At 69.6% G+C, this 21,780-nt stretch carries 21 protein-coding genes; 15 read left to right on the forward strand and 6 right to left on the reverse strand.

Annotated features, from left to right (window positions below; translation table 11 throughout):
- The first annotated feature begins 38 nt into the window (after positions 1 to 38).
- Complete coding sequence (locus tag GFD30_RS28290) at positions 39 to 149, forward strand: hypothetical protein (RefSeq protein ID WP_407649095.1); 111 nt, start codon at positions 39 to 41, stop codon at positions 147 to 149.
- Between the two features lie 376 nt (positions 150 to 525).
- Positions 526 to 1,200, forward strand: a complete 675-nt coding sequence (gene hpf / locus GFD30_RS18265; RefSeq protein WP_322633380.1) for a ribosome hibernation-promoting factor, HPF/YfiA family — start codon at positions 526 to 528, stop codon at positions 1,198 to 1,200.
- 157 nt (positions 1,201 to 1,357) lie between these two features.
- On the opposite strand, the gene GFD30_RS18270 is transcribed toward hpf, so the two are convergent.
- The 3 genes from GFD30_RS18270 to GFD30_RS18280 form a co-directional block, all read right to left on the reverse strand.
- Positions 1,358 to 2,404: a L,D-transpeptidase gene (locus GFD30_RS18270; protein ID WP_153026631.1), complete on the reverse strand. Its 1,047-nt coding sequence runs from the start codon at positions 2,402 to 2,404 to the stop codon at positions 1,358 to 1,360.
- Positions 2,405 to 2,587: 183 nt separating this feature from the next.
- Positions 2,588 to 3,556 carry a GNAT family N-acetyltransferase gene (locus GFD30_RS18275; RefSeq protein ID WP_153026632.1) on the reverse strand — a complete coding sequence of 323 codons (969 nt, stop codon included), beginning with the start codon at positions 3,554 to 3,556 and terminating at the stop codon, positions 2,588 to 2,590.
- Positions 3,557 to 3,634: 78 nt separating this feature from the next.
- Positions 3,635 to 4,753: a GNAT family N-acetyltransferase gene (locus GFD30_RS18280; RefSeq protein WP_194202011.1), complete on the reverse strand. Its 1,119-nt coding sequence runs from the start codon at positions 4,751 to 4,753 to the stop codon at positions 3,635 to 3,637.
- Between the two features lie 116 nt (positions 4,754 to 4,869).
- Here GFD30_RS18280 and secA point away from each other — a divergent pair, with 116 nt between their 5' ends.
- The 3 genes from secA to GFD30_RS18295 all read left to right on the forward strand — a co-directional run bounded on the left by secA (position 4,870) and on the right by GFD30_RS18295 (position 9,522).
- On the forward strand, positions 4,870 to 7,773 hold the full coding sequence (gene secA / locus GFD30_RS18285; RefSeq protein ID WP_322633381.1) for a preprotein translocase subunit SecA: 2,904 nt from the start codon (positions 4,870 to 4,872) through the stop codon (positions 7,771 to 7,773).
- Positions 7,774 to 7,777: 4 nt separating this feature from the next.
- Positions 7,778 to 8,245 (forward strand): DUF6912 family protein, encoded by a 468-nt coding sequence (locus GFD30_RS18290; protein WP_153026634.1) that lies wholly within the window; start codon positions 7,778 to 7,780, stop codon positions 8,243 to 8,245.
- Positions 8,246 to 8,316: 71 nt separating this feature from the next.
- A complete protein-coding gene (locus tag GFD30_RS18295) occupies positions 8,317 to 9,522 on the forward strand; it encodes an RNA-guided endonuclease InsQ/TnpB family protein (protein WP_227996594.1) in 1,206 nt (401 codons plus the stop codon).
- Here GFD30_RS18295 and GFD30_RS18300 read toward each other — a convergent pair.
- Positions 9,505 to 10,428, reverse strand: coding sequence for a hypothetical protein (locus tag GFD30_RS18300; protein WP_153026635.1), 924 nt, complete (start codon positions 10,426 to 10,428; stop codon positions 9,505 to 9,507). The two genes, GFD30_RS18295 and GFD30_RS18300, sit on opposite strands and share 18 nt — an antisense overlap.
- A gap of 212 nt (positions 10,429 to 10,640) precedes the next feature.
- On the opposite strand from GFD30_RS18300, the gene pruA reads away from it, so the two are divergent.
- The 10 genes from pruA (at position 10,641) to GFD30_RS18350 (ending at position 20,575) form a co-directional block, all read left to right on the forward strand.
- Positions 10,641 to 12,266 (forward strand): L-glutamate gamma-semialdehyde dehydrogenase, encoded by a 1,626-nt coding sequence (pruA, locus tag GFD30_RS18305; protein ID WP_153026636.1) that lies wholly within the window; start codon positions 10,641 to 10,643, stop codon positions 12,264 to 12,266.
- 75 nt (positions 12,267 to 12,341) lie between these two features.
- On the forward strand, positions 12,342 to 12,599 hold the full coding sequence (locus GFD30_RS18310; protein ID WP_153026637.1) for a hypothetical protein: 258 nt from the start codon (positions 12,342 to 12,344) through the stop codon (positions 12,597 to 12,599).
- Complete coding sequence (locus GFD30_RS18315) at positions 12,596 to 12,916, forward strand: type II toxin-antitoxin system PemK/MazF family toxin (RefSeq protein ID WP_194202012.1); 321 nt, start codon at positions 12,596 to 12,598, stop codon at positions 12,914 to 12,916. The genes GFD30_RS18310 and GFD30_RS18315 overlap by 4 nt, the downstream gene beginning before the upstream one ends.
- 52 nt (positions 12,917 to 12,968) lie before the next feature.
- On the forward strand, positions 12,969 to 13,256 hold the full coding sequence (locus tag GFD30_RS18320) for a DUF397 domain-containing protein (RefSeq protein WP_153026639.1): 288 nt from the start codon (positions 12,969 to 12,971) through the stop codon (positions 13,254 to 13,256).
- Between the two features lie 347 nt (positions 13,257 to 13,603).
- A complete protein-coding gene (locus tag GFD30_RS18325; protein ID WP_153026640.1) occupies positions 13,604 to 15,148 on the forward strand; it encodes a S8 family peptidase in 1,545 nt (514 codons plus the stop codon).
- 9 nt (positions 15,149 to 15,157) lie between these two features.
- On the forward strand, positions 15,158 to 15,772 hold the full coding sequence (locus GFD30_RS18330) for an RNA polymerase sigma factor (RefSeq protein ID WP_153026641.1): 615 nt from the start codon (positions 15,158 to 15,160) through the stop codon (positions 15,770 to 15,772).
- Positions 15,762 to 16,292, forward strand: a complete 531-nt coding sequence (locus GFD30_RS18335; RefSeq protein WP_153026642.1) for a hypothetical protein — start codon at positions 15,762 to 15,764, stop codon at positions 16,290 to 16,292. Before GFD30_RS18330 ends, GFD30_RS18335 begins: the two co-directional genes overlap by 11 nt.
- 10 nt (positions 16,293 to 16,302) lie before the next feature.
- Positions 16,303 to 18,816, forward strand: a complete 2,514-nt coding sequence (locus GFD30_RS18340; protein WP_153026643.1) for a CHAT domain-containing protein — start codon at positions 16,303 to 16,305, stop codon at positions 18,814 to 18,816.
- A 40-nt stretch (positions 18,817 to 18,856) separates the two neighbouring features.
- Positions 18,857 to 20,095 (forward strand): MFS transporter, encoded by a 1,239-nt coding sequence (locus GFD30_RS18345; protein ID WP_153026644.1) that lies wholly within the window; start codon positions 18,857 to 18,859, stop codon positions 20,093 to 20,095.
- 57 nt (positions 20,096 to 20,152) lie between these two features.
- Positions 20,153 to 20,575, forward strand: a complete 423-nt coding sequence (locus GFD30_RS18350; protein ID WP_153026645.1) for a protein-tyrosine phosphatase family protein — start codon at positions 20,153 to 20,155, stop codon at positions 20,573 to 20,575.
- A gap of 14 nt (positions 20,576 to 20,589) precedes the next feature.
- On the opposite strand, the gene GFD30_RS18355 is transcribed toward GFD30_RS18350, so the two are convergent.
- Both GFD30_RS18355 and GFD30_RS18360 read right to left on the reverse strand, forming a co-directional pair.
- Entirely contained in the window at positions 20,590 to 21,144 is a 555-nt protein-coding gene (locus GFD30_RS18355; protein ID WP_322633382.1) for a PIN domain-containing protein, read from the reverse strand.
- A 1-nt stretch (position 21,145) separates the two neighbouring features.
- Positions 21,146 to 21,604: a helix-turn-helix domain-containing protein gene (locus tag GFD30_RS18360; RefSeq protein WP_153026647.1), complete on the reverse strand. Its 459-nt coding sequence runs from the start codon at positions 21,602 to 21,604 to the stop codon at positions 21,146 to 21,148.
- Between the last annotated feature and the right edge of the window lie 176 nt (positions 21,605 to 21,780).

The following is a 21,780-nucleotide window of genomic DNA, read 5'->3' on the forward strand; positions in this document are numbered from 1 at the left end:
CGCGCGCCCGGGTCCTCGCCGCCTCCGGCCGGCCCGCGATCCTCGTCGACGACGTCGTGACCACCGGCGCGACCCTCCGCGCGGCCGCCCTGGCGCTGCGCGCCGCCGGCGTCGAGGTCCCGGCCGCGATCGCGGTCGCGGCCGCCTGAACCCGCCTGGCGGCCCCGCCGCGGGCTGTCGGCTGTCTGACACCGAAACCGTCGGTTCGCGCAGGAATGCGAAGAGTTATCTCGGTTCCGCCGGAATCCAAGCGGCGGGCGTGAACGCATTGGAGAATTCCGGTAGCCGAAGGGTCGACTTTCGGTGACCTAGGGGATAGTCTCGAAATCTCAGATCGGTAACGAGACGGCAGAGGCCAGTTGGCCCAAAGGTGAACGCCCCCTTGTCGTGAGGCGCTCCCGCAAGGTCGTCCCAGTCCGTGAAGGGAGGTCGCTCCATCCGCCGTACCGGATCTTCGGCTCCGGACCCAGCACACGCAACTACGTCAGCATCGCCGCAGCAGGGATGCACCTGGGAGGTTCAGAGGTGGACATCGTCGTCAAGGGCCGCAATGTGGAGGTTCCCGACCACTACCGCGAGCTCGTCGAAGACAAGATCGAAGGCAAGATAGCCAAGTACCTCGCCCGCTACGACGGGGAGGCGATCAAGATCGACGTCGAGCTCTATCACGAGCCCAACCCCCGCCAGGCCGACCACGCGCAGCGCGTCGAGATCACGTGCCGCCCCAAGGGGACGGTCATCCGAGCCGAGGCGTGCGCCGCCGACTTCCGGTCCGCGTTCGAACTGGCGGCGACCAAGCTCGGCCACCAGCTCCGCAAGACCTCCGACCGCAAGCGCATCCACCGCGGCGGCACCAAGGCCCCGATCTCGGTCGCCGAGGCGACCGCGAACGGCGGCGGCCGGCTCCAGTCCGGCACCACGCTGCTGTACGACCCCGACACGCAGGGCGCGGCCGCGCAGGCCCGCTTCATCTCCGAGGACGTCGACCACTTCGACGGCCTCGTCGAGGACCACCTGCCGGGCCGGATCGTCCGCGAGAAGATCCACCCGGGCGAGCCGATGACCGTCGACGACGCCCTCCAGAACATGGAGCTGGTGGGACACGACTTCTACCTGTTCCACGACAAGGAGACGGGCCGGCCGTCCGTCGTCTACCGCCGCCGCGCCTTCGACTACGGCCTGCTCAGGCTCGACATCTAGACCCGCTCCGCCGTCCGGAACCGTTGGGGGGACTCGATTCCAGGTACCGGATGCACTGACTTGCCAAGCCGCGGGGCGGCATCCGGACCCGACGGGGGCCCGGGCGAGAGCCCGGGCCCCGATCGGTGTCGCGAAGCGGCCTCGCGGTCGCCGCGCGTCAGCTCTCCAGCGCCGAGCCGGACTTCCAGTCGTCCCAGGACTTGATCCAGAAGCCCCAGCCGTTGTCCCACGGCATCTCCCGCGGCGAGCCGGTGACGTCGACCGGGTCGCCGCGCTGGGCGATCCCGTAGAACCACTCGGCGTCGCTCTCGCTGGCGTTGAGGCAGCCGTGCGAGAGGTTGGCGGAGCCCAGGCTCCCGTTCCAAGGGGCGCCGTGGACGAACTCGCCCGAGGCGTTGATGCGCGTGGCCCAGTTGACGTCGGTCGAGTAGTAGCCCTCGTCGCCCTCTTCGCGGCCGGGGGAGACCATCGTCTTCTGCGCGAACTTCTCCATGACCAGGTGGACGCCGGTGGCGGTGTAGTACTCCCACTCCTCGCCGGAGCCGCCGCTGATGGCGATGTCCTTGGCGACCTCGCCGTCGATCGTCACCTTCATCCGGTGGGTCTCGAGGTCGGCGTGCGAGACCTGCGAGGCGCCGATCTCCATGACCGATTCGTGGTTCTCGTCGCCCCAGGTGTCCCCGCCGAGGAAGACCCCTTCGAAGTTCGCCTTGAAGGTGACCTTCTGGTAGGGCTGCCAGTACTCCTTGGTCCGGTAGATGACCTGGCTGTCGCTGATCCAGTGCCAGGCGCCCTCGTGGCCGAGCTCGGACTCGACCGTGAGATTCTTCTCGACCTCGGCGCGGTCGGGCGCGTCCTCGGTGAAGAACACGATGATCGGCGCGCCGACGCCGACCGTCTCGCCTTCCACGATCGGGGTGACGTCCGCGACCCCGAAGCCGCTTCCGTCGCGGCGCTGGGTCGCGAACTGCTGCTCGAACTCGGTGACGGTGCCGTCGGTGCTGACGGCCTTGGCGGAGACGGTGTGCACCGACCCCGCGTCGAGCACGCCCACGGAGGTCCAGGCGGTCAGATCCTCGGTGAACTCGCCTTCAATGGTCTTGGACCGGTCGGAGGTGACATTGACCTCTTCGAGGATGCCGTCGACCACTGAGAGGTTGAACGGCTGGGACGGGTCATGGTCGTCGACGGCGTCGAGCGACACAACGGGCACGATGGGGGCCGGCGTGAACGACCCCTGCTGGGGTTCCGCACACGCAGCAAGCGGCAGCAACGACGTCGCCGAGGCAGCGACGAAGGTCCGGCGTTTCAAAGGGGGTTCCTCCACAAAGCGAAGCGACGAGTTCACTATATCCTCGACGCCCGGCCCCACCCCTTCGGTTGCACCTCAGTCACTGCTCAACACAGCCCACACCAACGTGTCGCGCCGGCGGCCGGACAATGTCGGCAGTCCGCCCCGCTCGACGCCCTCCAGGCGGAAGCCGGCGCGGCGCAGCACGGCCTGCGAGGCGGTGTTGTGGAGGTCGGTCCCGGCCCACAGCCGGTCGAGGCCGACCTCGCGGAAGGCCCAGCGCTTGACCAGCTCGACGGCGCGGGTGGCGTAGCCGCGGCCCCGGGCGGACGCGCGCAGGTCGTACCCGATCATGCCGGTGCCGACGACGCGCGCCACATCGTAGAGGCCGATCGTGCCCTGGTAGCCGGTGCCGTCGTCGATGACCATGAGGGCGCTGCGCCCGCGCAGCCAGTCGACCGCGGCCCGCCATTCGCACACCTCGCGGGCCTCCAGGGCGCTGGGCGGCAGCGGCAGGGCCGCCCCGGCGTACACGTCGGGGCTGGAGCGGTGCCGCAGGTGCTCCTCGTAGTCGTCGGGGGCGAGGGGCCGGAGGGCGATCACGCCGTCGGTGAGGTTCCCGCCCGGCAGGTCGGGGAGGACCCGCGGCGTGGGACCGGGGCCGTCGCCGGGCAGGAGCCCCAGGGTGAGCGCCTCGGTGCCGTCCCAGGCGGCGCCGCGGGAGACGCCGCCGTCGGGCCGGAAGCCGGCCCTCAGGGCGGCGCGGACGGCGGCCTGGTCGCGCACGGGCGGGCGCGCCTCGATCCGGTTCGCGCCCGCCGCGAAGACGACCGGTGCGGCGGCCCGCAGCATCGCGGCGGCGAGGTGCTTGCCGCGCCGCTCGGGAGCGATCCAGTACCGGACGGCCGCGACGGCGGCGCCCTCGAAGGCGAGTGCGCCCCAGACGGCTTCGCCTTCGGGGCCCACCGCTACGGCGTCGGGTGCGAATCCGCAGTCCACTGCCGCGTCCGGTTCGGAGGGGCGCAGCACGAACGCCGTCGCCTCGACGGGTTCGAAGAATCGCACGTCCTCAGACAAGCAGGCCGGACGCGGTGCGTCAACCGTTTGCGGCTTTCTGAATCGCGCGACTCGCACCGGTCCGCGCTAGCCGAGGTCCTCGGGGAAGAGGCTCGCGATCCACGAGTCGACGCGGCCGTCCCCGCCGTGGCGCAGGCCGCGGCGGGTGCCCTCGACGGTGAACCCGGCCTTCTCGGCGACGCGGCGCGACGCCTCGTTGCCGACCACGGCCCGCCATTCGATCCGCTCCAGGGCGAGCTCGTCGAATCCGAAGCGGCACAAGCGCTTCACTGCGGCGGTCATCCGGCCGCGGCCGCGGGCCCACGGCGCGGTGTGGTACCCGATCTCGGCCTCGGCCGGCTCGCCCAGGCGCAGCGCGACCGACCCGCTGTAGCGGTCGTCCTCGTCGGCGAGGACGTACTGGACCGCGGTCCCGAGGTCCCACTGCCGGCGGCAGGCCGCGAACCACCGGTCGGCGTCGGCCCGCGTGTACGGCGACGGCAGGTCGGCGAGCCACCGCTGGGTCTCCGGGTCGGCGCACGCGGCGGCGACCTCGTCCAGGTCGCGCGCTTCGAGGGGCCGCAGCCGCAGGCCGGCGCCGGCCTGCAGTTCCGGCTGCGCGGCGGTGAAGAACGCGGCCTGCCGCTTGACGGCCTCGTAGTGCGGGGGCGGGTCGTCCGGGCCGCGGACCTCCCCGGGGAGCATCCCACCCACCCAGCAGTCGCGCACGGCGCCGCGCTGGTTGACGCCGCCGCGGGCGACGCCTTCGACGGTGAAGCCGGCGCGCAGGGCGGCGAGGCGGGAGGCGTGGTTGCCGACGATGGCGTCCCAGGCGATGCGGCGGGCGCCGGCCCGCTCGAACCCGAACGCGGCGGCGGCGCGGATGGCGCGCTGGGCGACGCCGCGGCCGCGCGCCCACGGCGCGGTGACGTAGGTGATGACCATTTCACCGGGGAAGGACTTGGTGAGGGCCATGGAGCCGACGAGGACGCCGTCCTCCTCGACGGCCCAGCGCGGGTTGCCGCCGCTCCAGTGCCGGCGCTGGGTCTCGACGAACCGGTCGCGGGCGGGCCCGGTCCACGGCAGGGGCATCACGAGGAACCGCTCGATGAGCGGGTCGGCGTAGATCCTCGCGAGGTCGGCCATGTGCCGCTGCTCCCAGGCGACGAGTCGCAAGCCGTCGGCGTCGAAGGTGACGGGTTCCATAGGCAACGATTGTGCCCCACCGGCTGGCATCCGGGCCAGCTGCCGAGTACGCGTACTATGGACCGGGAAATCCACCCTGAATCTGGCCGAGACGTTGCTGTGGGAGCTGATCTTCCGTGTCGTTGTTCGAGAAGGTACTGCGGGCCGGCGAGGGCCGCGCGCTCAAGCGGCTCAAAGCGATCGCCGACGCGATCGACTCCCTGGAAGACGAGTACCGGTCGCTGACCGACGCGGAGCTCCGCGCGCTCACCGACGAGTACAAGGAGCGCCTGAAGGACGGGGAGACCACCGACGACCTCCTGCCGGAGGCGTTCGCGACGGTCCGCGAGGCCGCCGACCGGGTCCGCGGGATGCGGCACTACCACGTGCAGCTCATGGGCGGGGCCGCCCTGCACCAGGGCAACATCGCCGAGATGAAGACCGGTGAGGGCAAGACCCTGGTCTCGACGCTCCCGGTGTACCTGAACGCGCTGACCGGCAAGGGCGTGCACCAGGTCACCGTCAACGACTACCTGGTCCGCCGCGACGCGGAGTGGATGGGCGAGATCCACCGGTTCCTCGGCCTGAGCGTCGGCGTCGTGCTCCCGGGCGAGGGCTCGGAGAAGCACCGCGAGGCGTACGCCGCGGACATCACGTACTCGACGAACAACGAGCTCGCGTTCGACTACCTGCGCGACAACATGACCAGCTCGGCCGACAACCTCGTGCAGCGCGGCCACAACTTCGCGCTCGTCGACGAGGTCGACTCGATCCTGGTCGACGAGGCCCGCACGCCGATCATCATCTCCGGCCCGGCCGAGCACTCCAAGCGCTGGTACACCGAGTTCGCGAACATCGTCCGCTCCATGAAGCGCGACGAGCACTACGAGGTCGACGAGGGCAAGCGCACGATCGCGATCACCGAGGCCGGCGTCGCCCGCGTCGAGGACCGCCTCGGCATCGAGAACCTGTACGACTCGGTGAACACGCCGCTGGTCGGCTACCTCAACAACGCGATCAAGGCGCAGGAGCTATTCGAGCGCAACCGCGAGTACATCGTCTCGGACAGCAAGGAAGTCCTCATCGTCGACGAGTTCACCGGCCGCGTGCTGGCCGGGCGGCGGTTCAACGAGGGCATCCACCAGGCCATCGAGGCCAAGGAGAAGGTGGAGATCAAGCAGGAGAACCAGACCTTCGCCACCACCACGCTCCAGAACTACTTCCGCCTGTACGAGAAGCTCGCGGGCATCACCGGTACCGCCCAGACCGAGGCGTCGGAGTTCAACAACGTCTACGGCATGGGCGTCATCCCGATCCCCACGAACAAGCCGATGATCCGCCGCGACCAGCCCGACGTCATCTACAAGACCGAAGAGGCGAAGTTCCAGGCCGTCGTCGACGACATCGCCGAGCGCCACGAGACCGGCCAGCCGGTCCTCGTCGGCACCGTCTCGGTCGAGAAGTCGGAGATGCTCTCGCGCCTGCTCACCAAGCGCGGCATCAAGCACAACGTCCTCAACGCGAAGAACCACGCGAAAGAGGCCGACATCATCGCCCAGGCCGGCCGGCTCGGCGCCGTCACCGTCGCCACCAACATGGCCGGCCGCGGCACCGACATCATGCTCGGCGGCAACCCCGAGTACATGGCCGCCGAGGACCTGCGCGCCCGCGGCGTCGACGAGGCCGAAGAGGACGTGTACGCGGCGGCGTTCGCCGAGGCCAAGGCCAAGTTCGAGGAGACCTGCGCGGCCGAGGCCGAAGAGGTCAAGGACGCCGGCGGCCTGTACGTGCTCGGCACCGAGCGCCACGAGTCGCGCCGCATCGACAACCAGCTCCGCGGCCGCTCCGGCCGCCAGGGCGACCCGGGCGAGTCCCGGTTCTACCTGTCGCTCTCGGACGACCTGATGAAGCGGTTCAACGCGGACGCGGTGCGCGCCATGATGAACCGGATGCGCGTGCCCGACGACGTCCCGATCGTCTCGAAGCTCGTGACCCGCCAGATCGAGTCGGCGCAGTCGCAGATCGAGGGCCACAACGCCGAGATCCGCAAGAACGTCCTCAAGTACGACGAGGTCATGAACCGCCAGCGCACCGTCATCTACGACGAGCGGCGCAAGGTGCTCGACGGCGAGGACGTCTCCGAGCAGATCGAGCACTTCATCGACGACGTCCTCGAAGCGTACGTCGCGGGCGCGACCAGCGAGGGCTACGGCGAGGACTGGGACCTCGACGAGCTGTGGGCCGCGTTCAAGCAGCTCTACCCGATCGGCGTCACGCACGAGGAGCTCGCGAAGCGGGCGGGCGGGCGCGACGAGCTCGACGCCGAGGCGATCCTCACGGCCGTCAAGGAGGACGCGCACGCGGCCTACGCGGTCCGCGAGGAGGAGTTCGGCGAGGAGATCCTGCGCAAGCTCGAGCGGCGCGTGCTGCTGCAGACGATCGACCGGAAGTGGCGCGAGCACCTGTACGAGGTCGACTACCTCAAGCAGGGCATCAGCCTGCGGGCCTACGCGCAGCGCGACCCGGTCATCGAGTACCAGCGCGAGGCGTTCGACATGTTCCAGACGATGCTCGACGGCATCAAGGAGGACACGGTCCGGTTCCTCATGAACGCCGAGCTCAAGGCCAAGCCGGCCGAGGGCGGCGGGCAGGCCGAGCCGGAGGCCGAGATCCGCGGGCTCGAGCCGCTGCGCAAACCGGAGATGCTGCTCCAGTCGGCGCCGTCGATCGACAGCGCGACCGGCGTCCAGCAGGAGACGACGACCGAGGAGGGCACGGTCTTCAAGCGCCCGCCGAAGCCGGTCGAGGGCCAGAAGCGGGCCGTGAAGCGCACGCCGGGCGCGGGCCAGCGGGGCGCCGCGAAGGTCGCCCCGAAGTCGGCGCGCTCGGCCGGTCCCCGGAAGGCGGCCACCGCGCCGCCGGCGCAGCAGGCGAACCCGCAGCAGCGCCGGGTCGAGAAGGTCGGCCCGAACGAGCCGTGCCCGTGCGGCTCGGGCAAGAAGTACAAGCGCTGCCACGGCGCCCCGGGTGCCGCACACTAAGGGCATGGCGCGAATCTACGTACCCGCGAACGCGGCGATGCTGCGGACGCTGGCCGGCACCGGCGAACTGCGGCCGGTGTCGGCCGTCCACACGGTCACCTCGTGGCTCCGGCGTGAGGCGCCGGGCGCCGACGAGGAGGACCTGGAGTACACGGCGTTCGCCGATGCGGCGCTGGCCTCGCTTCCGCTGCTGGCGGGCGGGGTGCCGCGCCGGATCGTGATCTCCGCGGACGTCCCGGACGACCTGGTGTCCGAGCACGATGAGGGCACCGGTGCCGGTTTCGAGGGCGTCGTCGCCCTGAAGCGGGTCGCGGCGGTGCACGCGGACGACGCCGCGGCGGCCGAGGAGGTCGCGCGGGCGCTCGCGGCGGAGGAGCCGGACCTGGACGCGGTGGAGGCGCACGTCCTGGACTGGTACGCGCCCTCCGAGATTCAGGAGTTTCTAAGGTCGCTCACCCATGACTGGCAGTGATTGAGCCCATATCACCCAATCGTGTGCTGGACGGGTGCGTGTGTCCCACCGTGGCTCGTACCCTTGTGCGTATGGGTAAGCGCGTGGTGCAGGTGAAGCTGCTGCCGTCGCCAGAACAGGCGCGGGCATTGGCTGCAACCTTGCGCGCGGTGAATGAGGCTGCGAACTGGACTGCGGCAGTGTCCTTTGCGCACGGGGTGCCGCGGGAGTACGCGTTGCGCCAGTACACATACACCGAATTGAAGGCGCGTGGGCTTGGCTCCCAGGTCGCGCAGCTAGTCATCAAGAAGACCTGCCACGCGTACGCCACCATTGCCGGGCTGGTCAAATCCGGGCGCCTACAAGGCAAACGCGCAGTGAAGGCGCGGTCCAAGCCGGTGGTCTTCCGCGTCGACGCGGCGCAGGCGTTTGACGACCGGTGCCTGTCGTGGCAGCACGACGCACGCACGGTCTCGATATGGACTCTCGGCGGGCGCCTGCGCGGCATTGCCTTCACCGGGCATCCCGATCAATTGCAGGTCCTTGAGCAGCACCGGAAAGGTGAGACCGACCTAGTCTTCCGAGACGGGAACTGGTACCTGCTGGCGACCATCGAGGTCGCCGATGCCGAGGAGAACACCCATCCGGTGGACTTCCTCGGCGTTGACATGGGGATCGTCAACATTGCCACTACCTCCGACGGCCGCAACCATGCGGGCACCGGGGTGCGCCGGTACCGCAGGCGGATGGCGAAGGTTCGGGCAGAGCTTCAGGCCAAGGGCACGAAGTCAGCGAAACGCAAGCTCAAGGCCCGTGCCCGTCGGGAGGCGCGGGCGGTCAGAGACGTCAACCATCGGATCGCGAAGCAGCTCGTAGCGTCGGCTGAACGCACCGGTCGCGGCATCGGCATGGAAGACCTTGCCGGTATCCGCGACCGGGTACGGCTCCCAGCCGCCCAGCGAGGCGAGCTTAACTCGTGGTCCTTCTACCAACTGCAGGCGTTCATCGCCTACAAGGCGAAACGCGCCGGGGTGCCGGTCGTGGTGGTCGACGCCCGGGACACCTCGCGGCGGTGCCCGCGGTGCGGACACACCGCCAATGCCAACCGGCCGTCCCGTGACCATTTCGCCTGTGTCGGTTGCGGACTCGTTGGGCCAGCCGACCAGGTAGCCGCGGTAAACGTCCGTGACCGCGCCCGCATGACTTGGGCTGTCGTCAACCAGCCCATGGTCGCCGATACGCCGCAGCCAGCGGTGGGCACGAGCGACAAGCCACCGGCTTCAGCCGGTGGCAGTTGACGACTTCTTGGCGGCCTTGGACCTATGGGGCTTGGGCAGCAGGAGCCCGTAGGCGAGGACGGCGCACAGCGCTCCGGCGAACATGGCGGTCATCGACCCGTTGTACTGCCATTGGAAGCTCAGGGCGAGGAGCGCCTGGTCGAGCGGTTCGACCTGGTTCAGGCCGGTGTTCAGGACCACTTCGACGGCGACTTGGGCGATGACGGTGGCGACGAGCCAGACCGCGCCGGGCAGGGCCCCGGCGAGCAGGTGCCCGAGGAGCTTGACGCCGGCCTTCCGGGCGCGCAGGTAGAGGAACGCGCAGATGCCGCAGGCGACGCCGGCGATGAACGGGACGGCGGTGCCGAGGGCGCCGTACTCGTCGAGCGGGTCGGAGAACAGGCTCATCGACGCCGCGGTCTCGTAGTAGCCGCGGCCGAACATGAACGCGAGGAGCAGGAGTGTGGCGCTGAGGCCGGCGACGACGGTGACCGGCCGCTGCGGGAGCGCGAACAGGCCGCCGATGAGCGCCGATCCCAGGAGCACCAGTGCGATCGCGAGGGCGATGTCGGCGTCGGCCTGGAAGCTCAGGTAGGCGGTGGCGCCGGCGGCGAGTCCGATGACGAGGGACCCGAGCACGGTGAAGAACTTCCGGCGGGCTCTGGCGAGCCGTGCGGCGACCACGCCGGCGACCGCGCCGGCGAAGACGGTGACGACGATGGGGCTGAACAGGGAGTTCGCGAGGATCATGATGCCGGTGTCGTCGAGGCCGCCCGGCATGCTGGTGAGGCGGTACAGGGAGTAGACGACGCCGGCGAGGGAGAGGACGGCGGCGGCGGCGAGGACCCAGAGCGCGGTGCGGCCTGGGCGGGGCTCGGCGGGCGCGGTCGCGGCGGTTTCGGCTTGCTGCTCCTGCGTTTCGGTCACGAGCCCAGAGTACGGACCGCGTGCCGCGGGGCCGCTCGCGGCGCCGGGGTTGTGGCCCGGCGCGCCCGTTCGCGGTGCGGTGGTGCTTTGTTCGCATCGCACCAGTTCACAGGGCCTGGACTGTGCGAGGATGGCGGTAGGAACCCCGGTCGAGTAACCTCGTGTTCAAAGCCAGCTGATCGTGATATCCGTCGAATCTATGGGAGGGCGCGATGGACGCCTTGTTTACGGTACCTACGCCGGAGAACGAACCGGTCAATGCGTACGCGCCCGGGAGCCCTGAGCGCGAGAGCCTCCAGAAGAAGCTCGCCGAGCTCGCGAGCACCAGCCTCGACCTGGACCACCACATCGCGGGGGAGTGGCGCCGGGGGTCCGGTCCGGAGATCGAGGTCGTGGAGCCCCACCGGCGCCATCACGTCCTCGGCGTCGCCCGCGAGGCCACCACCTCGGAGTGGGCCGACGCGGTCGCCGCCGCCAAGGCCGCCCGCCACGACTGGATCCGCACCGACTTCGCCGACCGCGCCGCGGTGTTCCTGCGCGCCGCCGAACTCATCTCCGGTCCGTACCGCGACGTCCTCAACGCCGCGACCATGCTCGGCCAGTCGAAGACCGCGGCCCAGGCCGAGATCGACGCCGCGTGCGAGCTCATCGACTTCCTCCGGTTCAACGTGCGCTTCGCCGAAGGCATCTACCGCGAGCAGCCGATCTCCTCCAAGGGCCTGTGGAACCGGATGGACCACCGCCCGCTCGACGGGTTCGTCCTCGCGATCACCCCGTTCAACTTCACCGCGATCGCCGGGAACCTCCCCACGGCCCCGGCCCTCATGGGCAACACCGTCGTGTGGAAGCCCTCGCCGACCCAGCAGTTCGCGGCCCACTTCGTGATGCAGGTGCTCATCGAGGCCGGCCTGCCGCACGGCGTCATCAACATGGTCACCGGTGTCGGCGAGCACTCCGAGACGGCGCTGCTCGACCCCGACCTCGGCGGCATCCACTTCACCGGATCCACCAGGACCTTCCAGCACCTGTGGCGCACGGTCGGCGAGAACATCGGCCGCTACCGCACCTACCCGCGCCTGGTCGGCGAGACCGGCGGCAAGGACTTCATCATCGCGCACCCGAGCGCCGACCTCCAGTCGCTCGCGGTCGCGATGGTCCGCGGCGCCTACGAGTACCAGGGCCAGAAGTGCTCGGCGCTCTCGCGCACCTACGTGCCCGCCTCGCTGTGGAACCACGGCCTCAAGGACGCCGTCGTCGGCATGACCGAGGACATCACCTACGGCGACGTCGCCGACTTCGCCAACTTCGGCGGCGCCGTCATCGACGCCCGCGCCTACGCCAAGCACACCGCGCTCTTCGAACGCCTGCAAGGCGACCCGAAGGCCACGGTGGTCATCGGCGGCACCGCGGACGACTCCCACGGCTTCTTCGTGCAGCCCACGCTCGTCGAGTCGACCGATCCGACGCACGAGCTGTTCACCGAGGAGTACTTCGGGCCGGTCAACGCCGTCCACGTCTACGACGACGCCGACTTCGACGCCGTCGTGGGCCAGGCCGCCGACATCGCGCCGTACGCGCTGACGGGCGCGGTCTTCGCGACCGACCGCGCCGCCATCACCCGTGCGGGTGAAGCCCTGCGCTTCGCCGCCGGCAACTACTACATCAACGACAAGCCCACCGGCGCGGTCGTCGGCCAGCAGCCGTTCGGCGGCTCCCGCGGCTCGGGCACCAACGACAAGGCCGGGTCCTGGCAGAACCTCATCCGCTGGGTCAGCCCCCGCTCCATCAAGGAGAACTTCCTCCCGCCGACGGAGTACCGCTACCCGCACCAGGGGTAGCGCGTTGCGCACAAGGGTCCGGGCCGTTCGGCTCGGACCCTTGTGCATGCTGCTACCAGGTGGAATACTGATTGTATGACTTCCATGACTACAATCAAGGTTCCAACGGAGCTTCGGGACCGTATCTCCAAGATCGCGCGCAGTCAGCACACCACGATGGCGGGGGCGGTCGAGTGGGCGATCGAAAGGGCTGAGACCGAGCAGTTCTGGGCCGAAGTCCGTGCGACCATGACGACTCCGGAAGCGCGCGCCGACATCCTCCGTGAGACCGAGGAGCTGGGAGGGACCATCGGCGATGGACTCGAGCCCGAGGACTGGAGCGAGTACGAGTGAACCGCGGGGAGATCTACCTGTGCGACCTCGGCGTCCCGGTCGGACATGAGCAGGGGCACAAGCGTCCGGTCCTGATCGCCTCTCAGGGGGAGATGGCGCGCGCCGGTATACCGATCGTGATACCGATTTCGAAGACCAAGAAGGGGTACCCCACGCATATCGAACTCGAGGGCGTGCTTTCGACGACCAGCTACCTTCAGTGCGAGCAGATCCGTGTCGCTTCGGTGAAGCGGCTGCTCCACAAGATCGGCGAAGTCGATGGGCTGGTCATGTTGCAGGTAGAGATGATGCTCAAGCGGATGCTCGGGTTGCACTGACCGGGTTCGGGGGCACTGCCGGCTCGCCGTCGGTGCTTTCTATGCTTGGGGCATGACGAAGCGTGAGCATCCGCTCAAGGGCGAGTTCGACACCGCCGCGGCCCGCTGGGAGCGCACGACGCACGAGGACGGGACGCCCGCGGCGCTGGAGATCGGCTACGCCGACAACGGGCTGGTGGCCCTGCGCATGGCCGAGGATCCCGACGGCGACATCCTCATCTACACCCCGTCCGAGTGGGAGGCGTTCGTCGAGGGCGTCCGCGACGGCGAGTTCGACCTCGACACCTGGGACGACGAGCCGATCGTCGAGGTCATCGAGGACGAGCCCGCGAAGCGGTAGCACCAGGCGGACCGAAGAGCCCGGCAGCACCGGGCGCACCGAAACACCTAAACGACCCACGCCCCGGAGGCCGCGCCTCCGGGGCGTTTCCGCATCCCTCGAACGTGCCAATCTGAGAAACCGCGTTCCCGCGTGTATCCGACCGGACCGCCCCGCCTCTTCCCTGGTGAGCGCCGCCGTACCGGTCCGCCCGCGGCGTTCGCGGCATTCCGGGCTCGAGTGCCTCCCGACTCGTCGGGACCGGCGTGTACCCCGCGTCTTGCAGAAGGTGAGGAGAATCGGTCATGAAGGATCCCCCTCCTCTCCACAACCGCATAGTCCCCCGGAAGACGACTTGAGGAGCTCCCATGCGATTGGTGTTCGCCGATCACGAACCCCATTTGAAGCCCAATCCGCGCCGCGACCACATGAGCGGCGTGCCCGAACTCGCTTACTCCACTCTGGACCGGCACGGCGGCCGCGTCCTCGCCCCCGGACAGGTCGTCCGCACTGCGGGCAGCTCGGCCCCGGTCGGCACCATCTACCGCTACGACCGCCTCCTCGTCGACGAGTCGGTCATCCTCGACGACGAGGCCCGCCGCCGCCTCGAAGGCGCCGTCCGCCCCTCCGGCATGTCGCTGGAGAGCCGCTCCGCGAGCGCCCTCGTCACCGGCCAGGGCCCCTACCGGGTCCCGGTCGTCAGCAGCCACGGCGACCAGGCCGGCGTCGACGCGTGGTCGCTGCTCCAGCGGCTCAAGACCGACACCAGCGACGAGAGCCTCCCGAGCGAGCTGCTCGACAAGGTCCGCTTGGAGCACTTGATGATCTGCTCCAAGGGGACCGGGCCCGGGATGGGCACCGGCGAGCCGCCCCACCCCGGCCCGCACCAGCTCTCGCTCGGCCGTATTCCGGTCGACATGGTCGCCCCGATGCCGGAGCGGAAGAAGCTCGACCGGCGGCTCCGAGTGGCCGTCCTGGACACCGGCGTCCCGCCGGGGCACCCCGCCTTCGACGTCTCGGACCGCACCGAAGGCAAGGACACCTTCGTGGTGGTCGACCACGCCTTCCAGACCCGGCTCGGCCAGCACAACGACTCGCCCGCGCCGCCGCTCGACGACCCGTGGGACGGCCCGGTCCACGAGCCGACCCTCATCGGCGAGGTCGCCAGCCACTTCGGCCACGGCACCTTCATCACGGGGCTCCTGCGCCAGATGTCCCCGGACGTCCAGGTGTACTCGCTCCGAGTGGTCCACAACGACGGCCTCTCCTACGAGCACGAGATCATCGGCGCGCTGCACCATGTGGCCGACCAGATCGAGGCCGCCCGCGCCGGCGACGCCGAGGCGTTCCCCGTCGACGTGGTCGTCCTCGCACTGGGCTATGTGGACGAAGACGCCGACGACCAGCCGGGAGGCTGGATGGGCTCGGCCGTCGAACGGCTGACGAAACTGGGCATCCCCGTGGTCGCCGCCGCGGGCAACCAGTCCTCGGACCGGCCGTTCTACCCCGCGGCGTTCGCCGCGCACGGGCAGCCCGAGAACGCGGCGCCGATCGTGAGCGTCGGCGCGCTGAACCCGAACCTCGAGGTCGCGATGTTCTCGAACGAGGGCCCGTGGGTCTCGTGCTACGCCACCGGGGCCGGGTTGGTGAGCACGTACCCGTGCGAGGCCGAGGGGTCGCGCGAACCCGAGCGCCGTTCGAAGTCGACGATGCGCAACCGCTTCCGCGAAAGCTACGACTTCGACGACTTCTCGTCCGGTTTCGCGGTGTGGAGCGGCACCTCGTTCGCGGCCCCGGTCGCGGCGGCGTACCTCCTGAACGCGATGGCGGAGTCCGGTGTGGAAGAGGTCCAGGACGCGGTCAAGGCGGCCGAGCGCGCGCACGCGGCGCTCTCCCGGCTGAAAAGTCGCTAGCCTGAGACCATGAACGCGATTTCGGCTCATACGGTGGCGGCGGTCGACTACGACCGGTACGCGCGGCTCTACATCGCCGCGCGTGCCGGCGACCGCAGTGCGCAGCGCACCTTGATCGAGGAGCTCAACGTGCCGCTCTGGCGGGTGGCGCGGAAGGCCGGCCTCGATGCGGAGAGCGCCGCCGACGTGGTGCAGACCGCCTGGCTTCGGCTGTGGCGCACCAAGGACGGGCTGAACCAGCCTCGCGCGCTGACCAAATGGCTGCACACCACGGTCAGCCGCGAGGCCTGGAACGTCGCCGGACGCGCGAAGCGGGAGGTCGTCTCGGACCCGCTGGACATCAAGGAGCCGGTCATCGAAGGCATCGAGGACGACCTCGTCCGCAGTGCCGAACGAGAGGCGGTCCGCCGGGCCTTCCTTGCGCAGGACGTGAAGTGCCGGGCGCTGCTCGCCTACGTGGCGGCCTTCGCCCGGCCGGATTACGACGTCATCTCCGAGGAGCTCGGGATGAAAAGGGGGAGCATCGGACCCACTCGGGGCCGCTGCTTGGACAAGCTGAGGAAGACGCTCATGGATGATCCGTCCTGGGCTTCAGGTGAGGAGCGGGATGCAGATGGAACCTGAGACTGGGAACCAGAGCGAGTTCGAACCGTTGGACTCCTGCGATGAGCGAATTCTCGCGGTCATCAACGAGCTGCACCATCGGGACGATCCGATTCCGAACGACTTGAACGATCGGGTCGAATTCGTCCTCGAACTGGAGGCGGCGCTGGACGCCAAAGTCGCCTCGGTATATCGGCCGAAGGAATTCGCGCTCATGCGAGGGGACACCGAACTGGCGGTGAACCAAGGCGATCCCGCCTCGATCACCTTCGACTGCGAGACGGTCACGGTGATGGTGACCCCCAGGCCCTCGGCCGCTCATGAAATGCGTCTGGACGGGTGGATAGGGCCGGAAGGCACCTATGCGGTCGAATTCAGAAGCCCTCAGGGAACCCGTCGCGCCTCGTCCGATGAGAGCGGCAGATTCGTCATCGAGGGGCTTCCGGACAATGAGATGTTCCAACTCGTGATCCGGCCCGACGAAGCGCTGCAAAGGGAAGGGCTGCCAGCGGTGGTCGTGACGCCTGCCGTCCGTCTGTAGCATGTGAAGAATGCTTCAACATGCCTGGCGTCTGTTCACTCGCGGCCAGCGACTGTACCGCCGCGGCCGGGTCGCAGAATCGGCGACGGCACTGGAAGAGGCATTGGAGCTGCTGGACTGGGACCCCGAGCGGCTCCCGCCGGCCGGAACCGCGCGAGCCCGCCTGACCGCGAAAGTGCTCCTGGTCCTCGCCATCGAGCAGGTGACCCTCGGCGACCCGGGTCGCGGACTGCGATTCCTCGATCTCGCCGAACGGTTCATCGCGCCCGGCGACCGGGGCATGATGCTGCACCAGCGGGCCTTCATTCTCTGGCAGAGCGGCCGGCTGACGGACGCGCTCCGCTGGTTCGACGCGGCCGAGCCGCTGCTCGCCGAGCACGGCCCCGACTACATGTACGCGGCCCTGTTCCATAATCGGGCGCTGGTCTGGAGGGATCTCGGCGAACTGCACCATTCGCTGACGAGCATTCAGCGTGCCGTCGCGATTCTCGACGGACTCGACATCCCGGCGAACCGCGCCAAGTCCCTCCATATCGAGGCGCTAATCTGGCTCGATCTCGGAGAAGTGACCAAGGCGCTCCAGGCGTTCGATGAAGTGCGGGCGCAATACCGCGCCTTCGCACCCGAATTGGAACCGTACATCGAGGGCTCTTATGCGGAGGCGCTCTCCTATGTCGGGATGTTCCGGCAGTCGACCAAGCGCTGGGCCGAGGCGATCGCCTCGCAGCGGCTGCTCGGCGACCGGAGGAGCGCCGCGATGTTCGAGTACTGGCGGGCCGTGGCGGCGTACGAGGACAACCGGCTCGACCTCGCCGAGGAGTGGGCGAACCAGGCCCTGCAGTCGCTGTACGAGCAGGGGAACGAGCCGATGGCGTTCCTCGCGCAGCTGCTGATCCTGCAGGGGCAGTTCGATGCCGGCCGTGAAGGGCCCGGATTCGCCGACAAGGTGCAGCGGCTCTGCGACGCGCTCGAGCAGCGCGGCTGGAGCCTGCGGCTCAACCAGGCGAAGATCCTCGCCGCCCGCGCGAAGATCCGGGCCAAGGAGCTCGACGGCGTGGAGGCGCTGCTCCAGGAGGGTGCCAGCGGCACCGGCTACGACGCCTTGGCCGAGGACCTGGCCAGGTGCCTGGCGAAGGCCGAACTCGCCTGGGCCCGGAACGGCGACCCTACCCCGGAACTGCGCGCCGGCCTGGACCTCCTCGACAACTACCGCATGACGTTCGGGTCCGTCGAGTTCCAGGCCGGGGTCTCGGCGCTCGGAGTGCAGCTCTCCAACAAGGGCCTCAGCTACGCCGCCACCAGAGAGGTGCCGGCCGAGCTGCTGTGGTGGGCGGAGCGGTCGCGCGCTCAGTCGCTGCGGATCCCACCGGTCAAGTCCTCGGCCGACCCTGACGCGCGCCAAGCGCTCGGCCGGCTCCGCCAAGCGCGCCAGGAGCTTTGGGACCTGCAACTCCAAGGAGAGAACGCTTCCGAAGCGCTCGCCCGGGTCAGCGCGCTCGAAGCGGAGATCCGCGACTACGACCGGGCCCGACCGGGACCGGGGGAGCAGGCCGACCGGATCGCCCCCGAGGCGATCCACGAGCTCGCGAACGCCAGGGAGACCGTCCTCGTCAACATGCTCCACGTCGAGGAGACCCTGCGCGCGGTCCTCGTCGGCGGCGACGGACTCCAGTACGTGGAACTCATGCCGCTCAAGGAGGCGACCGAGCTCGAACGGCGCCTCGGCGCGGACCTCGACGCGCTCAGCCGGACCTTCAACCACCCGCCGCGGCTCCGGGGCAGCGTCGAGAGCGCCATGCGCCGCAACGCGGACGCGCTCTCCGAAGGCATCTGGAAGCCCATCGCCGACTATGTCGGCGACCGGCAGATCGTCATCGTCCCGCACAGCCGCCTCGCGTGGGTCCCGTGGCCGCTGCTGCCGGCGCTGCGCGGCAGGCCGATCACGGTGTCGCCCTCCGCCGAGGTCTGGTGGCGCGCGGCCCAGCGGCCCGCCGCGACCGGCCCGGCGCTGATCGCCGCCGGGCCCCGGCTCGTCCGCGCCGACAGCGAGATCGAGTCGGTCGCCGCCCTCTACCCCGACGCGAGGCTGATCCGCGCCGAGAAGTCCGACCCCGAGGACGTGCTCAGGGCCCTCGACGGCGCCTCGGTCGCGCACCTCGCCGCGCACGGGCACCACGAGCCGGACAACGTCCTGTTCTCCCGCTTGGACTTCGGGCTCGGACCGCTCAACGCGTACGAGCTGCTCGGGCTCGACCAGCCGCCGAGCCACGTCGTCCTGTCCTCGTGCGACCTCGGCCGCTCGACCGTGGAGGTCGGCAACGAGACGCTCGGCTTCACGGCGGCGCTGCTGCACGCGGGCGCCTCGACCGTGGTCTCCAGCCTCGCCCGCGTCCCCGACGCGATGGCCGCCGACATGATGCTCGAGTACCACCGCCGCTGCGCCGCCGGCGCGTCGCCCGCCGAGGCGCTTGCCGCCGTCGGGGAGCGGCGTCCATGGCACCCGTTCGTCGCGTTCGGGGCGTAGCCTGCCCGAACACCCCCGTTGAAAGGCACCGCCCGAACCGATGTTCCGCCACCCCGACCACCGGCTCCTGCTCGTCTCCGTCGCGACGAGCCAGATCGGGCTCCAGATCGCGTTCTTCTCCGTCTCGATCATCGCCGTCGTCGTCCTCGACCTGAGCGAGTCCCAGATCGGCGTCCTGAACGCGATGGACCAGATCGCCTTGGCGCTCTTCGGCCTCCTGATCGGCGCCTGGGTGGACCGGATGCGGCGCAAGCCGATCGTCGTCGTCAGCGAGTCGCTGCGGGCGCTGGTGATGCTGAGCGTGCCCGTCGTGTGGATGCTCGACGCGCTCGCCGCCTGGCAGATGTACGCCGTCATGTTCCTGCTCGGGCTCGTCTCGGTGTTCTTCGACGTCGCGCAGGCCAGCTACATCCCGATGCTCATCGACAACGACCGGCTCACCGGCGCGAACTCGCACCTCCAGGGGATCAGGTCCGCGTCCGACACCGGCGGCCCGCTCGCCGCGGGCCCGCTGGTGGCGGCGCTGACCGCGCCGGTCGCCGTCGTCGTGGCGGTCGTCGGGTTCGCCGTGTCGGCGTTCAGCGTGTGGCGCATCAGGTTCGAAGAGGCCGAACCGGTCCGCCCCGAGCAGCCGAACCTCAGATCCGAGATCGCCCAAGGCATCCGCTTCATCCTCAAGGACCCGATCATCCGCACTGTGGCGTTCTCCAGCGCCTGGTGCAACCTCTCCATCGGCGCCTTCCAGGCCATGCTCGTGGTGTTCCTGATCCGCGACACGGGCCAGACCAGCGCGGCGGTCGGCCTGATCCTCGCCGGGTCGGGCGTCGGCGGCGTCCTCGGGGCGGTGCTCGTCGGCAAGATCTCCGCGAAGGCCGGCATGGGACGGACCGCGCTCGTCGCGCTCGCGCTCTCGGGACCGGGCATGGCGGTCGTGGCGATGTCCGGGCCCGGGTGGGGCGCGGTCTGCGCGTTCCTGGGGCAGATCCTGTACGTCGCGGCGATCGTCGCGTTCAACGTGAACGTCGTCAGCTACCGGCAGGCGGTCACGCCCGACCCGATCCAGGGACGCGTCAACGCGACCCAGCGGGTGATCACGTGGGGCTCGATGGCGATCGGCTCGATCCTCGGCGGCTTCGCCGGCGAGGCCGTCGGCGCCCGGGCCGTGCTCTTCATCGCCGCCGGAATGCTGTTCGCCGGCTGCCTGGCACTCCTCAGGACCCCGATCCGGACCCTCAGGGAACTCCCCGAGGAGGGCTCCGGGCTCCGCGAGGTCCGTTAGCGTTCTCGCTGCGCCGCAGCAGCATCGGATGATGCCGTGCCGCAGTAGCATCAGAGGATGACCTGGGATCCCGACGCACCCGGCGTGCTCCGCCTCCCGTCCGGCCGGCTCGTCCGCGGCCGCGGCCTCGCGCGCCCGCTCCCGGACGGACCGGAGCCGCAGTTCGCCCTCTACCTCCTCGGCAAGGAGCCGCCGGCGGTCGCATGGGAGGCGACATGGGTCCGCTGGCCCGACTTCCGCCTCCCCGCCGACAAGCCCGCCTTCGCGGCGGCCCTGCGCGACGCCTGGAAGCGCGCCGAGGCCGAACGGGTCGAGTTCGCCTGCCACGGCGGCAACGGCCGCACCGGCACCGCCCTCGCCTGCCTGGCCGTCCTCGACGGCGTCCCCGCCGACGAGGCCGTCGCCTACGTCAGATCCGGCTACAGCCCGAAAGCGGTCGAGACCCCCTGGCAGCGCCGCTTCGTGTCCCGTTTCCAGTGAGCGGCGGCCACGAGTCAGCCCGAGCGCAGTGCGGCGGACGCTTCGATCAGGCCTGAGCGTTCGAGCTGCGCCAGCACGTCTTCGACAGTCTGCGGCGGGTTGCGCCGTGAATCGGCGATGCGCTGGAGACAGCCCCACACGCGTTTCGCATCCTGGTCGATCAGGTCGAGCAGGAACTCGTCGGGGCTCCATGCCTCGATGCCCCACGGACCGAGTGCGTCCGGTGGGAAGTCGCTCAGGTTGAAGGTCACGATCGCATCGGCGCGGCATGCGATCGCCGCTGCGAGCACGTGCCGGTCGTCTTCGTCGGGGAGTTTGAGCCCGTCGATGAGCGGATCGTAGTTCTCGACGAGGCAGTCGCGGATCGAGGCGTTCATGCGGTCGCGCAGCAGGTCGAGCTTCCCGGGCGGGATGTCCGGGCGGCTCCGGGTGATCGCGCGCTGCATCTCGTCGAGGATCCGGCCGGTCCACCGCGCTTGCGCGAGACCGGCCTGCGCGACGCGGATGAGCATGTCGCGCAATGTGTTCGGGTAGAGGGCGTTCGCGTCGTACAGGACTCGAAGCGGCACGTCAGATCCCCAGCTCCTGCCCCAGCTCGCCGAGTTCGTCGGCTGTCCGCCGGCGTTGTTCGTCGTCAGTGCGCTTGTAGTCGAGGAGGTCTGCGAGCGCGATCCGGCGATGCCGCCCGATTTTGCGGTGGGGGATCTCGCCCTGTTCGAGGAGGCGGATCAGATAGGGGCGCGAGACACCGAGCAGGTCCGCCGCCTGCTGGGTGGTCAGCTCGGCCTGCGAGGGCACCACGGACACGCCCCGCCCCTCCGCGAGCTGCGCCAGGATCTGCGCGAAGAGCGTGATCGCAGGACGGGGGAGCACCAGGGACGGCTCGCCGTGCTCCACGATGACCTCGATCAATTCCGGTTCGGCCGGATGCTTCGCGAGGTAGTCCTTGATACGGCGCAGCGCACGCTGCGCCGCTTCGGCGTCGACGTCTCCCGGTTGCACTGAACTGACCGGTCCGATTCCCGTCATCCTCTGCACCTCCTCATCGAATCATACGAACTATTCGAAATAAACGCAAGCGAAAGTGTTCTGTACATTAAGTTCGCGGTTTGCGAACACTTTCGGCGGCCTCGGGCTGGTAGGCGGTTTCCGGCGCCTTGGCATAAGGTGGGGGACGCGCATCACCCCAGCCGCCGCACCGAACC

Source organism: Glycomyces albidus, from assembly GCF_009451885.1.
In the GTDB taxonomy this organism is placed as follows: domain Bacteria; phylum Actinomycetota; class Actinomycetes; order Mycobacteriales; family Micromonosporaceae; genus Glycomyces; species Glycomyces albidus.